Below are 13253 nucleotides of genomic sequence, written 5' to 3'. Positions count from 1 at the left end.
CTCCGAAAAGTGGACCGGCCGGGATTCGAACCCGGGACCACCGCCGCTCTCGGAGCCCCTCGAATCCGCGCCCTTGCGAAGGCGGCATCCTCCCACTAGACGACCGGCCCCCAACGGGAGCTTGCAATGCTATCTTAAAAAGTTTGCCACAAAACACCAGAGCTGTCCAGTTACTCCTGCTGCTCTTCGCTCCTCTTTCTCCGCTCTCACCCGCCCCTTAAACTGGTTGTTACACTTCTCAAGCCAAGTCGTGCTCGAACGCCCCCTCCATGACCTCTATAAACCCTTGATGAATGGGAGAAAGTAGTGTTGAACACGAAAGAAGTATACTGTAACGTGTTCCTCCTACAGCGCCGTTGTGGACAAAAAGTTTTTGAGGAAGTTGGAGGTGAAGAACGAGAGACCTATGATTGCTAGGACATTCGAAATCCGTGGCGAGATGAAACTCCGGCTCGGAGCGCGGCAGGGTTTCAGAATCTACGTCCGTGCAGTTAAGGAGAGTGAGGCCATGGAAAAGGTTTACAGTGTTTTAGGCAGCAGGCACAAGGTTACACGAAACCACATTAAAATACACAGCGTGAAGGAGGTTAGTGTAGACGAGATCGAGGACAACTACATTAAGAGCTTGGCTTCCTCAGACAAAGTCGTGGTTTATACGCGCTAGGCTTTTTGGTAGCGATCGCTTTTATGGGCGCTTTGCCACGTTTTTGCCTTGGCTTCTCGTAGGGTTTGCTTAAGTTGACCGGCCCCGCGTGGGCGCTATGAGCCTTGGTAAACACCTGAAAGCGCTAGCACGTAGAGCGGATAGGCGGAGATTTTTGCCCAGTTCCTCCCACGCTCACTAAGCTACTTGCTGGGCGCCACAGAAAGTCTCGATGGGGTCTGGAACACGTGAAGGGGGTTTCCACGCATGGGCTATATTAACGAAAAGCCTTATTAGTGCTCTGCCGTCACAAGCGACGAGAGGGTTCATATGAGCTCTAAGCAGGAAAGAGCAAGTCTAGCTGAGGAGTATGGTTTGCTTACTCAGCTAGCGGAGGAGCTTCAAAAGGAGATATCGCTTGCCCAGAATCTCCTCGTGGAGGTTGATTCAACAGTTGCGACTCTGAAGAACATAAGCTCGCTTGGCGACTCGCGTGAGATCCTCATACCTATATCGACGGGTGTCTATGCCAGGGCTATTATAAACAGGCAGGACAAGTTCCTCGTATCCATCGGGTCCAACATCCTCGTTGAGAAAGACCTTAACGACACGTTGGAGTTTCTGAAGCAAAGAAGGGATGAGTTGCAGCAGCTCATCGAGAGAAGAGTTGATGAGCTCAACAAGATTCTCCAGAGACTACAACAGTTGCAGGCCGCGTTAAGGTAGCCCGCAATGCAGCAAGGGCTTTCACGGGTTTTCAGGGAGTTTGTCAGATCCTTGGCGTATAAGGAAATAACTCCTGAAAGCTTTGACGATGCTTCATCTAAGCTTCTGCTAGAGCTCGTGGAGAACAACGTAGCCCTTGAGGTCGCGGAGGGCCTTATTGCTCAGCTTCGGGAAAGGGTGGTGGGGCGAAGCGTTAAACGTGGGAGTAGCATTGCGGAGTTCATCCGGGAAGAGCTTAAAGCCGTTTTGCTGAATGTTTTTGAAAGAGCTGGGGTTTTCGACCTCGAGCGTGAGGTTTCGGTCAGGAAAGGCGGAGCTGAGCCGTACAAGGTTGTTTTCCTGGGACCGAACGGCCACGGAAAAACCACCACGATCGGAAAACTTGCTTACCGTCTGAGGTTAAAGGGCTACAGGGTAGTGATCGCAGCCGCCGATACATTCAGAGCTGGGGCTATCGAGCAGGTGTCCCAGATCGCGAACATGTCCGGGGCGTTCCTTGTGAACCTAGGTTACGGCGCCGATCCGGCTGCGGTTGCCTATGAGGCTGTCGAGAGGGCCAGAAGGCAAGGGTTCGACGTTGTACTAGTGGACACAGCTGGGCGGATGCACACTAGGAAAAACCTGATGGATGAGATGAGGAAGATAATCAGGGTGGTTGAGCCGGACTTTAGGGTTTTCGTTGGAGACGCGCTCACCGGGAACGATGCGGTGGAGATGGCTAGGACGTTTTTTGAAGAAGTGGGTTTTGATGGCAGTATAGTTACAAAGTTCGATGCTGACACCAAGGGGGGCGTAGTGTTATCGATCGTGTATACTACGGGTAGGCCTATCCTGTACGTCGGGACCGGTCAGAGGCTCGAAGACCTGCATCCATTTGACTACAGGAACTTCGTTGACTCCCTGCTCGACTAGATTTTTATACTCCTGCCGGGGGGAGAGTTTGTGTCTAAAAGAGATTTTCTGACCCTAAAGGATTATACTGCCGAAGAAATTAGGCTCCTGATCGATGACGCCATCCTGTTAAAGAGGTTGAGGCAGAAAGGTAGGGCGGTGCTTCCGTTTCTCTCAGGATTCAACGTCGCTCTGATATTTGAGAAACCCTCAACGAGAACAAGGGCCTCCTTCTCGGTAGCTGTGTATGAGCTTGGGGGGCTACCTATAACCTACTCTGCTCAGGAGCTTCAGCTTTCTCGCGGGGAGCCTGTAAGGGATGTTGCGAGGGTTTTATCGAGGTATCACCACGCCATTGCCGCTAGGGTTTTCAGGCACTCCGACCTCGAAGAGCTGGCCAGGTTCTCTCGTGTTCCTGTGATAAATATGCTCAGCGACCTCTACCACCCCTTGCAAGCCCTGGCTGACTACATGACGATTAAGGAAAAGAAAGGGCGAGTAGACGGGGTAAGGGTAGCTTTCATCGGTGATGGGAGGGATAATGTCTTCAACTCGCTTGCAATAGCGGGGGTGAAGCTCGGCGCGAGGATCAGAGTTGCCTCACCGAAGGCCTACGAGCCAGATCCCGAGGTTCTCGGGGACGACGTTTACTCGAAGATAGAGATCTACGAGGATCCCGCTGAGGCTGTGAGAGACGTGGACGTCGTTTACACGGACGTCTTCGTGAGCATGGGTCAGGAGAAGGAGCGAGAGGAGAGGCTCAAGGCGTTCTTGCCACGGTATCAGGTGAACTCAGACCTTTTGAAAAAAGTGGGCAGGGATGATTACATCGTGATGCACTGCCTGCCTGCGCACCGCGGTGAAGAGATAACCGACGACGTCATCGAGAGCGGCAACAGCGTGGTTTTTGACCAGGCAGAGAACAGGCTGCATACCTCGAAGGCCGTGCTCTTGTACCTGCTCAACCCGCACTGGTCTAGGAGCCTCTAGCCTTAACGAAAGTGTCCACGTAGAATCTTCCGAAAGCGTGAGCGGATACTCTGCCTTGAAGCTCCCTCAGGAGTTTGCACTCAGTCATGAGAGTTGCCTTTAAATGGTTGCTGCTGTAGGCCTCCTCTATTTCCTGAAGCGACGTAGAGTAGAGGGGGTAGGCAACGCGGGTTGTCGCCTCGAGGGTGAGCCCAGCTAGGTTGCCTCTGAGTACTTCCCTGAGAAAGTAGCAAGCGAGGTCGTCAGCGGTGAATGGTAGCAGGAAAAGGGCTTGAGGGTAATCCTCACTAAGGGAAGCTACGGCGAGCTTCACATCTGTGTATGTGGTGAAGCCCCCATCGATGCTTCTGCTAGAAGCTACCTGATTTGAGCGGAGCGCCAACTCACGGAACGCGTCCGGGCTTCCACCTAGGTGGAGGTGATGCATTTCAACGTTGTACTCCTGCTCCACGCTTATGGCTAACTCCAAAAGGAGAAGTGACTGGAGGTTCTCGAGCGTCACGAGAACCAGGGTGTCATCTGGCCTGGGGTTGAAAGCCCGGAGGGATCGCGTAAACCTTTTCTTCAGGGTGGTGTAAGAGCCCACGATCATAGGGCGAGCGCGTTGGTTAAAAAAGCAGTCTTTAGCGTTACAGGGTGCACTAAGGCAGAGCTGGAAGCCGCGTTAAAGCGAGCATTAGGCTTTAGCAACATAGTGCCCATAGAGACTGTGAACGGTGTAGTGAGCGTGCAACTTAAGGTAAGAAGCGTCGTGAAGAGCTTGAACTGCTGGGAACTTAAGCTATCTCTCACCCACCAGGGCGGTTGGCTGTGGGGGGAGACGTTCGAGGTTTGTGCCGAAGAAGACGGCTCCGCACTTCAAGTCGCGTTTTCCAGGAAGAAAGGCGTTGGGCGTATAAGCGCGGACGTCTTTGGGTTCTGGATACTGGAGATCATTAAAAGTGAAAATCCTAACGTCGAGGCAAGCATCACTCACAGGTTCTGAAGTTGCCTTCGACTGAGCATCTCTTTCGAGCTCTCACAGGGTTCCGAACGGCTCAGGGTATTCTTGCTTTTTCAAACATCCAGCTCGGCTTGCTTAGCGGCCTTGTGGCGTCAATGCCGAGCTTAGAGGTTATGAGGGATTTTTGATCAGCCGACGGGTCGAGGCTGCTGCCCCGGGCCCCTCTAATGATGACTAAATCCTCGTCTGGCTGCATCCTGGTCGCAATAGCCCACTCGACGTCTTCCGGGTTGTCTGGATCGACGTCGCCATCAACGACGATGGCTATCTTTAGGGAGGGGTGCGCCGCAAATGCGGCCAGTATAGCGTTTTTTGCGTCACCTTCGGTGCTCTTGTCTATGCTTACTACAGCGTAGAGCCATCCGCCGCCGGAAGGAGGTAGCCTAACTTTGTGAACCTTGGGGACAACCTTGCTCACGCCGTCCCATATCGCGACTTCCCTCGGGAAACCCATGAGGAGGGTGTGCTCGTAACCCGAGGGGAGTATGGAGTAAAAGTACGGAGTTTGCCTCGTGAGAATCTCATGAACCAGGAAAACAGGCTCCTCGCGCACCCCATCGTAGGTGCCGAGAATGTCCACGAAAGGACCCTCCTTCGAGCGCTTACCGGGCAAGAACTCGCCGAGTATAACTACTTCAGACGGGACCGGCAGCACTACACCCTCGAGGAGGTCTGAGGTGCCAGCTAGCCCTCCACCGGCTAAGGTGTTGGCGACCTCTACCTCGTAAATACCGTAGGGCGGACTGCACGCAGCCGCCACGTAAACTGCAGGTGGTGCTCCAACCAGGATCGCTGCGGGAAGCGCGATGCCTCTCTTCTCGGCCTGGGTGAACATGTAATAAAGATGGCGTGGAACGAGCCTCACCGCCAGGTGGTTCTCGTCTAGGATCATAGCCCTGTGTATGCTCGCGTTGACGGCCCTGCCGCCAACCTCCTTGGCGATGAATACCCCTGCCGTTATGTAGTAACCCCCATCTTTCTCGAAGAACTTGGGTACCGGTAGCCTGAGGAGGTCGTCACCGAGCGACACTAACGAGGGGGTCGTCAGGTTGCTTATCTGAAGCGGGGAGGACATGGCTCTGGCCATCTTCGAGTAAGCCTCGGCGTCATCGCGGACTCCGAGGACCTCGAACAAGGCTTTACGGCTGGCGAGGAGGTTAGACACGACAAGTCCACGCTCGGTGTCGGCCACCACCGGGGTTGGCTGGCTGTCTCTTATGAATCTAGCAACCTCGAACTCCAGCTCGAGCTTACGCTGAGACTCTATTATCTCGCTCTGAGAGCGGTAGAACTGTAACAAGGCGCGCAGGTCTAGTGCGGCGTTCTGCACAGGAGGCGATGCTTCCCGCATCATCCTTCCGCTCGCTTCACCACTTTAATGTCATCCGCGCTGATCGTTACAGGTAACACGTACACGGCCTCTGCGAGCTCCACTTTAACTTCGTTTCTTGCCGGGTCCACGCTGATGATTTTTCCCCTCATTCCGGCGAAGGGGCCTCTAATTATCTCAACAAGATCACCCACTCTGACGGCCTCGACCACGGGTTTGGGCTTTATGAACGACTCCATTTCGCTGAAGCTAATGGCTCCCCTTACAGCCCCCCTCACGTGCTTCATACCGGCCACGAGCCGCTGGGCTTCGTAGAGGGCTCTGCACTCTATGAAGAGAAGCCCCTTCACGCCCGGCACAACAACTATGGAGTCTACGTTGTATTGTCCCTTGCTAGCTCTGTTGTACAGGAGGTGCGCAACGTTGTACTCCTGCCCTGCCGTGACGCGGAACGCGTAGAAGCGCGTTGCTTTCGTTGCGGAAGCTTGTTCCACGTAGCTCACCTATAGCTCGCTTCGAGATCTCAGGTAGAGCGCAGTGAAGAGAATAACAACCCCGACGACTAGACCTCCCAAAAGCGCGTACTCGCGCGGTATAGCCTGTATACTGGCGAACTCGAGCATGGAACCTGCCAGCTGGAAGAAGAAGCCCATCGTGCCTAGTATCCCGAGACCGAGGAGGACTACTCTTAAGGTCAGCTTGTACTCCTCTCTCGATGGCTTAGTGGCGAGCTTTAGGACCTTCACCCAGTCGTCTAAAACGTCGAGCACTTTCACGTAGAGCCACCCTCTCCTCCCATACGCGCGCATGCCATAAAAACCTTTTTGGATGATGGGATGCAGAGGAAGCTTCCCGCGAGTAATGTTTAAATAGACCCCCATTAACCACTAAAACTGCGGCCGTGGACACCGGCGGCTCGCCTGGATTAGCGGGAGAGGATCCCTCTCCCAATGAAAAGGCGGCCTCCGTCCACGGCTACACAGTGCTTCCCCGAGAAAACTGGCGCCGGCCGCTGAGGGGGCGCCTGCACTCTCGGGGAAAAGAAAGTGAGGCGCGGTGCGCAGGCTAATCTAGGTGCTCCACCCGCTCGCGGCCAGACTCCGGTTGATCCTGCCGGACCCGACTGCTATCGGGGTGGGGCTAACCCATGGAAGTCTAGGAGCCGGGGCTACGGCCGGCTCCGGCGGACGGCTCAGTAGCACGTGGCTAACCTACCCTCGGGAGGGGGATAACCCCGGGAAACTGGGGATAATCCCCCATAGGTGCAGACTCCTGGAATGGGTCTGCGCCGAAAGGGCTGCAGCGCCATGCCCGCTGCAGCCGCCCGAGGATGGGGCTGCGGCCCATCAGGTAGTTGGCGGGGTAACGGCCCGCCAAGCCGATAACGGGTGGGGGCCGTGAGAGCGGGAGCCCCGAGATGGGCACTGAGACAAGGGCCCAGGCCCTACGGGGCGCACCAGGGGCGAAACTTCCGCAATGCGGGAAACCGTGACGGAGTCACCCCGAGTGCCACCCGATGAGGGTGGCTTTTGCCCGGTCTAAAAAGCCGGGCGAATAAGCGGGGGGCAAGCCTGGTGTCAGCCGCCGCGGTAATACCAGCCCCGCGAGTGGTCGGGACGATTATTGGGCCTAAAGCGTCCGTAGCCGGCCCGGTAAGTCCCCCTTTAAAGCCCACGGCTCAACCGTGGGAGCGGGGGGATACTGCCGGGCTAGGGGGCGGGAGAGGCCGGGGGTACTCCTGGGGTAGGGGCGAAATCCTATAATCCCAGGAGGACCACCAGTGGCGAAGGCGCCCGGCTGGAACGCGCCCGACGGTGAGGGACGAAAGCTGGGGGAGCAAAGGGGATTAGATACCCCCGTAGTCCCAGCTGTAAACGATGCGGGCTAGGTGTTGGGCGGGCCTCGAGCTCGCCCAGTGTCGTAGGGAAGCCGTTAAGCCCGCCGCCTGGGGAGTACGGCCGCAAGGCTGAAACTTAAAGGAATTGGCGGGGGAGCACCACAAGGGGTGAAGCTTGCGGTTTAATTGGAGTCAACGCCGGAAACCTTACCGGGGGCGACAGCAGGATGAAGGCCAGGCTGACGACCTTGCCAGACGAGCTGAGAGGAGGTGCATGGCCGTCGCCGGCTCGTGCCGTGAGGTGTCCTGTTAAGTCAGGGAACGAGCGAGACCCCCACCCCTAGTTGCTACCCGGCCTTTCGGGGTCGGGGCACTCTAGGGGGACTGCCGGCGATAAGCCGGAGGAAGGTGGGGGCTACGGCAGGTCAGTATGCCCCGAAACCCCCGGGCTACACGCGAGCTGCAATGGCGGGGACAGCGGGTTCCGACCCCGAAAGGGGGAGGTAATCCCGTAAACCCCGCCTCAGTAGGAATCGAGGGCTGCAACTCGCCCTCGTGAACGTGGAATCCCTAGTAACCGCGTGTCACCAACGCGCGGTGAATACGTCCCTGCTCCTTGCACACACCGCCCGTCGCTCCACCCGAGGGAGGCCCAGGTGAGGCCTCTCGCCGAAGAGGTGGGAGGTCGAACCTGGGCCTCCCAAGGGGGGAGAAGTCGTAACAAGGTGGCCGTAGGGGAACCTGCGGCCGGATCACCTCCTTATTGATCCGGTCGAAAAGCCTGCGCACCGCGCCTCACGCTAATCTGGGATGCAACCCAGGAGGCTCAGCCTCCTGGGTGAAGGGCGTGAGCCCCATGCGAGCGCATGGGGATAATGAGCGCCGCGTAGGAGTGTGCAGATCAGGCTCACACCAGTAGACGGCTCGAAGCCGCTCGGTGGATGGCTCGGCTCGGGCGCCGAGGAAGGCCGTGGCAAGCGGCGATACGCCCCGGGTAGCCGCAGGCAGGCTTTGATCCGGGGATCGCCGAATGGGACCTCCTGCTACGGGCGAAAAGCCCGTAGCGCTCGGGAAACCCTCTTGGGGAGTACCGAGCGGGAACCCCCCCAACGGAAACATCTTAGTAGGGGGAGGAGAAGAAACCAACTGGGATCCCCTGAGTAGGGGCGACCGAAAGGGGGAGAGCCCAAACCGAACTCCCAGGCGAGGAGCCTGGGCGGATGTGGTGTTGCAGGGCCCCGCGCCCTCCCGGTCTCGGGTAGCCGAAGTGGGCTGGAAAGCCCCGCCGCAGAGGGTGACAGCCCCGTAGGCGAAACCCGAGGGGGAGACGGCGGGTGTCCCTGAGTACCACGGCTTGGTTTTGCCGTGGGAAGCTGGGGGGCACCGACCTCCAAGGCTAAATACGTCCCGAGACCGATAGCGAACTAAGTACCGTGAGGGAAAGCTGAAAAGTACCCCGGAAGGGGGGTGAAAAGAGCCTGAAACCGAGCGGCTACAGGTGGCGTGGCCCGAAAGGGTCGATCCTCCCTGAAGGAAACCCGGGCGACCGGGGAGTACGAGGGGAGGGGACCGGGGTCACGCCTTACGTCTAGAAACACGGGCCGGGGAGTTCACGGCTGTGGCGAGCCTAAGGGGCTCTAACCCCGAAGGCGTAGGGAAACCGACATGCCCGTAGCCGGTCGCAAGACCGGTGTGGGGCGGGGTCTGAAAGGGCCCGGAGTCACAGCCGTGAGACCAGAAACCGAGCGATCTAGGCCGGGGCAGGGTGAAGCCCGGCGAAAGCCGGGTGGAGGCCCGCAGGGGTTCTGACGTGCAATTCGTTCCTCTGACCTCGGCCTAGGGGCAAAAGACCAATCAAGCTCGGTGATAGCTGGTTCCCCCCAAAGCGGGTCCCAGCCCGGCCCGCCCGGAGGTGGCCGATCGGGTAGGGCACCGATTGGGGGTTTAGGGGCCGAAAGGCCCCGGCTCCCTTTCGAACCCCGAACCGGTCGGCACCGTAGAAGGGCGGAGACGGGTTCTGGCGGATAAGCCGCCAGGCCGAGAGGGGAACAACCCAGACCGGGGTTAAGGCCCCCAAGTGCCGGCTAAAGTGTCAAGCCAGAAGGGTGTCCCCCGCCTTAGACAGCGGGGCCGTAGGCTTAGAAGCAGCCATCGGCTAAGAAGTGCGTAACAGCTTACCCGCCGAGGCGGGGGGCCCCGAAGATTAGCGGGACTAAGCCGGCCGCCGAGACCCCGGGGCACCCCGCATTGCGGGGTGATCCGGTAGGGGGGCGTCCGGGTGGACTAGAAGCCGGGCCGTGAGGTCCGGTGGATCCGCTCGGAATGAAAATCCCGGCGGTAGTAAGAGCGCAAGAGGGGTGAGAATCCCCTCCGCCGAAAGGGCAAGGGTTCCTCAGCAACGGTCGTCGGCTGAGGGTTAGCCGGTCCTAAGGTGGCCCTTAACCTGGTGCCACCGAAAGGGAAAGGGGTTAATATTCCCCTGCCGTGGGGGTACGCTTCGCGGCAACGCAAGGCCCCGCTCCTGACGCCTCGGGATAGGGGAGTAGGGCCGCCGCCCTATCCAAGCGCTGAAGCCCGCGGAGTGCCGTCATGGCGAGAAGCGGGTGAAGGCGCGATGGGCCTGCCGTTAGGCAGGTTCCCCCGACTCCTGGGGCCCGTGAAAAGGGAGCGGGGAAGGACCCCCCACGACCGTACCGAGAACCGACACAGGTGCCCCTGGGTGAGAAGCCCAAGGCGTGGCGGGGTAACCCGGGCTAGGGAACTCGGCAAATTGGCCCCGTAACTTCGGGAGAAGGGGTGCCTGCGGTCTTGGGGCACACCCCTGGGACCGCAGGTCGCAGTGACAAGGGGGACCCGACTGTTTAATAAAAACATAGGTCCCCGCGAGCCCGAAAGGGTGAGTACGGGGGCTGAATCCTGGCCACTGGCGGTACGTGAAACCCGGGTACAACCGGGCGAAGCGCCGCTGAAGGCCGGGAGTAACTCTGACTCTCTTAAGGTAGCCAAATGCCTTGCCGGGTAAGTTCCGGCGCGCATGAATGGATCAACGAGGTCCCCACTGTCCCAGCCCGGGACCCGCTGAACCCGCAACCAGGTGCAGAGTCCTGGGAGTCCCGGTGGGGCGAGAAGACCCCGTGGAGCTTCACAGCAGCCTGGCGTTGGGATACGGCTGCGGGTGCGTAGCGTAGGCGGGAGCGATGAAACCAGTCCTCCGGGGCTGGTGGATGCGACCATGAAACACCGCTCACCCGTGGCTGTATCCCTAACCCTGGGGCAATCCTGGGGGACAGCGCCAGGTGGGCTGTTCGGCTGGGGCGGCACACCCCTGAAAAGGTATCAGGGGTGCCCAAAGCTCGGCTCAGGCGGGTCAGAACTCCGCCGTAGAGGGCAAGGCCAAAAGCCGGGCTGACTGCGCCCTTAAACGCATGGGGCGCAGGCGGGAAACCGGGGCCTAGCGAACGCTCGTGCCCCCTTCGGTGGGGGCCGGGCATGACAGAAAAGTTACCCCGGGAATAACCGGCTCGTCGCGGGCGAGAGTTCACATCGACCCCGCGGTTTGGTACCCAGACGTCGTCTCTTCCTAGCTTGGCCCTGCAGCAGGGGCCAAGAGTGGGGCTGCTCGCCCATTAAAAGGGAACGTGAGATGGGTTTAGACCGTCGCGAGACAGGTCGGACTCTACCTGCCGGGACCGTTGGCCGCCTGAGGGGATGGTCCGCTCAGTACGAGAGGAACGGCGGGCCGCGGCCTCTAGTCTACCGGTTGTCCGGCAGGGCACTGCCGGGCAGCCACGCCGCAAGGGGTAACCGCTGAAGGCATCTAAGCGGGAAACCCACCCCGAGACGAGGCGGCCGCTCTCGGCCGCATGGGGCCTCGGCGACGAGGCTCCTGGCCGAGACGAGGGCACCCGTAGAAGACGGGGTTGATGGGGTGGCGGTGTATGCACCGAGGGCTCTGCCCGAGGTGCGAGCCGGCCACTCCCAATAGCCCGAGGCTGTCTACTGGTGTGAGCCTGAGCACAAAACTCCTACGCGGCGCGATATTTTTCCAATATTTTTATTTCCGTTTGTCTTCTTCGAGGTTGTCATCTCACTTGCATTGACATCTTCGTTTATTGTTGAACACCTCTTATGCAGATAACAGATTTTAACCCCAGGGGTTAGGTAATGTTTGATGAAGCTGTTTGAAATCGGTGTGGGTCGCTACCCTCCCGCTCTTTTCCTGAAGCCTGATTCGAAGCTTCTCGAGGTACTTATTGGAATGGCATCGAAGCGTGTCAGGCACTGCCCGCTGGTGGACAATGATGGTAAGCTTGTTGGTATGATATCTGTCCGCGATCTTGTGGACTTCTTGGGAGGTAGGAGGTTTAAAGACATTGTTGTCGGGACTTACAGCGGCGATATATACAAAGCCTTAGAAGAGACTGATGCCTTATCGCTAAGTTACAAGCCTCCATTCGTCTACATGGACGCTGGCCTCAAGGATATTGTTGAAACTATGCTTTACCGAGGCGTCGGCGCTTTGGCCGTGGTGAACAGGGACGGCGTGTTGGTGGGCATCATCTCGGAGCGGCACATAATTTCTCTTTTCGCTGACGTGGAGACTCATGTTAAGGTGAAGGAGATAATGACTAAGCCTTTCGCCAGCCTTACGCCCAGCGATAACATCAGGATGGGTCTTCAGCTTATGAGCGAGAGGAGAGTCAGGCGCATACCGCTCATAGCCGGAGGCGAGCTACAGGGTATAGTCACGGTCAAAGATATTCTAGGCTTCCTCGCCTCGGATGATGTGCTAAAAGCCCTTCGGGCCGGTGATGCCCAGAGGGTCTATGAAACACCTTTAGCCTACATCGCCAGTAGGCCTGTGGTAACGGTGAGCCCTGAGGACGATGTGGGTGTGGCGGTGAAGAGGATGAAGGAGCGCGGGATCGGAGCGGTTGTTGTTGTCTCCGCTGAGAAGAAACCGGTTGGGATATTGACTGAGCGAGACATCATGACGCGATTACCGCAGGTGAAAGGCGTTGAAACGTTTGTCGATGAGCTACAGCAGAAGATCTACGCCTCCAGGGTAACCTTCTAGCGCAAGAATTATATTTTCCCCAGAGTTGTCTTGAAACACAGAGCCGGGGTCGCCTAGCCTGGTCTAGGGCGCCGGACTCATAATCCGGTACATACCCCTGCCTAGGGGTATGCGGGAGTTTCCCGGGTTCGAATCCCGGCCCCGGCACTATCTGTATTGTTTTTTCTTCAACAGCTTGGCATGCGAGAATGACATTAGCGTAAACTCCATGGTCCCCCGTTCTCCGCGAAACTACCTGGCGCGAGTCTTTGCGGTGCACAATAAAAAGCATTCACCTTACTGCTCCTCCTTTTCTGCCTTCCACTGGCCCCCTTAGGCTCTTCGTCATCCTTGCTCGGCTTCAGTGTTGCGTTGCCAACGACAGCCTCCTTCACGAAGCCCGCTGAGCGGAGCCTCTCCAGCGCAACGGTGATGTACCCCGGTTGCGGGTGCCGAAGGCTCTGGTGATGGGCCTGGGGGCTGCCTTAGGTGCTAAAGCATCCCCGTCAGCTCGGTTAGCTCGAGCAACTTGGCCACGATTTGTTGTGGGCTACACGGAGGTGCTCATAGATCCAGTAGCTCAAGGGTCGGAAAATGAGGAGAAGATGGGAGCCAGGTGCGGCCGCCGGGATTTGAACCCGGGTTCTGCGGCTTGGGAGGCCGCCATCCTACCAGACTAGACTACGGCCGCTACCTCTCTCACTCCCTCTATATTTACGGAACCTCTATTTATTTTTGTTCTTTAGTTTCCTGTATTGAGGCAATCCGAGTACCTCT

The 13253-nt window shown here is 58.1% G+C and carries 10 protein-coding genes, 3 tRNA genes and 2 rRNA genes; 9 read left to right on the top strand and 6 right to left on the bottom strand.

The annotated features are described in order from the left end of the window. Positions 1 to 10: 10 nt before the first annotated feature. A tRNA-Ala gene (locus MOV14_RS04975) sits at positions 11 to 110 on the bottom strand. Between the two features lie 248 nt (positions 111 to 358). Between MOV14_RS04975 and rpl18a the strand changes: the two genes are divergently transcribed. The 4 genes from rpl18a (at position 359) to argF (ending at position 3250) form a co-directional block, all read left to right on the top strand. Next, positions 359 to 664, top strand: a complete 306-nt coding sequence (gene rpl18a, locus MOV14_RS04970) for a 50S ribosomal protein L18Ae (protein WP_318536248.1) — start codon at positions 359 to 361, stop codon at positions 662 to 664. Positions 665 to 973: 309 nt separating this feature from the next. Beyond that, complete coding sequence (pfdA, locus tag MOV14_RS04965) at positions 974 to 1369, top strand: prefoldin subunit alpha (protein ID WP_318536247.1); 396 nt, start codon at positions 974 to 976, stop codon at positions 1367 to 1369. A gap of 6 nt (positions 1370 to 1375) precedes the next feature. Further along, positions 1376 to 2281, top strand: coding sequence for a signal recognition particle-docking protein FtsY (ftsY, locus tag MOV14_RS04960; protein ID WP_318536246.1), 906 nt, complete (start codon positions 1376 to 1378; stop codon positions 2279 to 2281). 30 nt (positions 2282 to 2311) lie between these two features. Beyond that, entirely contained in the window at positions 2312 to 3250 is a 939-nt protein-coding gene (argF, locus tag MOV14_RS04955; protein WP_318536245.1) for an ornithine carbamoyltransferase, read from the top strand. Here argF and MOV14_RS04950 read toward each other — a convergent pair. Beyond that, positions 3237 to 3842, bottom strand: coding sequence for a hypothetical protein (locus MOV14_RS04950; protein WP_318536244.1), 606 nt, complete (start codon positions 3840 to 3842; stop codon positions 3237 to 3239). The two genes, argF and MOV14_RS04950, sit on opposite strands and share 14 nt — an antisense overlap. Positions 3843 to 3854: 12 nt before the next feature. Here MOV14_RS04950 and MOV14_RS04945 point away from each other — a divergent pair, with 12 nt between their 5' ends. Next, complete coding sequence (locus MOV14_RS04945; RefSeq protein WP_318536243.1) at positions 3855 to 4235, top strand: hypothetical protein; 381 nt, start codon at positions 3855 to 3857, stop codon at positions 4233 to 4235. A gap of 52 nt (positions 4236 to 4287) precedes the next feature. Here the strand turns inward: MOV14_RS04945 and MOV14_RS04940 are convergent, their stop codons facing one another. The 3 genes from MOV14_RS04940 to MOV14_RS04930 are packed head-to-tail and all read right to left on the bottom strand — an operon-like array spanning position 4288 to position 6359. Beyond that, on the bottom strand, positions 4288 to 5607 hold the full coding sequence (locus MOV14_RS04940; protein ID WP_318536242.1) for a UbiD family decarboxylase: 1320 nt from the start codon (positions 5605 to 5607) through the stop codon (positions 4288 to 4290). Then, positions 5604 to 6077 carry a transcription elongation factor Spt5 gene (locus tag MOV14_RS04935; protein ID WP_318536241.1) on the bottom strand — a complete coding sequence of 158 codons (474 nt, stop codon included), beginning with the start codon at positions 6075 to 6077 and terminating at the stop codon, positions 5604 to 5606. Before MOV14_RS04935 ends, MOV14_RS04940 begins: the two co-directional genes overlap by 4 nt. A 9-nt stretch (positions 6078 to 6086) precedes the next feature. Then, positions 6087 to 6359: a SecE/sec61-gamma family protein translocase subunit gene (locus MOV14_RS04930; RefSeq protein ID WP_318536240.1), complete on the bottom strand. Its 273-nt coding sequence runs from the start codon at positions 6357 to 6359 to the stop codon at positions 6087 to 6089. 321 nt (positions 6360 to 6680) lie between these two features. Here MOV14_RS04930 and MOV14_RS04925 point away from each other — a divergent pair. The 4 genes from MOV14_RS04925 (at position 6681) to MOV14_RS04910 (ending at position 12644) form a co-directional block, all read left to right on the top strand. Beyond that, positions 6681 to 8181 (top strand): 16S ribosomal RNA (locus MOV14_RS04925). Positions 8182 to 8333: 152 nt separating this feature from the next. Then, positions 8334 to 11422, top strand: a 23S ribosomal RNA gene (locus MOV14_RS04920). Together the 16S and 23S rRNA genes form the textbook arrangement of a ribosomal RNA operon. A 169-nt stretch (positions 11423 to 11591) precedes the next feature. Then, positions 11592 to 12497, top strand: coding sequence for a CBS domain-containing protein (locus MOV14_RS04915; RefSeq protein WP_318538108.1), 906 nt, complete (start codon positions 11592 to 11594; stop codon positions 12495 to 12497). A gap of 42 nt (positions 12498 to 12539) precedes the next feature. After that, positions 12540 to 12644 (top strand) — tRNA-Met (locus MOV14_RS04910). A gap of 449 nt (positions 12645 to 13093) precedes the next feature. On the opposite strand, the gene MOV14_RS04905 is transcribed toward MOV14_RS04910, so the two are convergent. Continuing rightward, positions 13094 to 13167: transfer RNA gene (locus MOV14_RS04905), tRNA-Gly, on the bottom strand. Positions 13168 to 13253: the final 86 nt, after the last annotated feature.

It is taken from the genome of Infirmifilum sp. NZ, from assembly GCF_022693705.1.
In the GTDB taxonomy this organism is placed as follows: domain Archaea; phylum Thermoproteota; class Thermoprotei; order Thermofilales; family Thermofilaceae; genus Thermofilum.
This window is presented reverse-complemented; position numbering and strand designations above follow the sequence as displayed.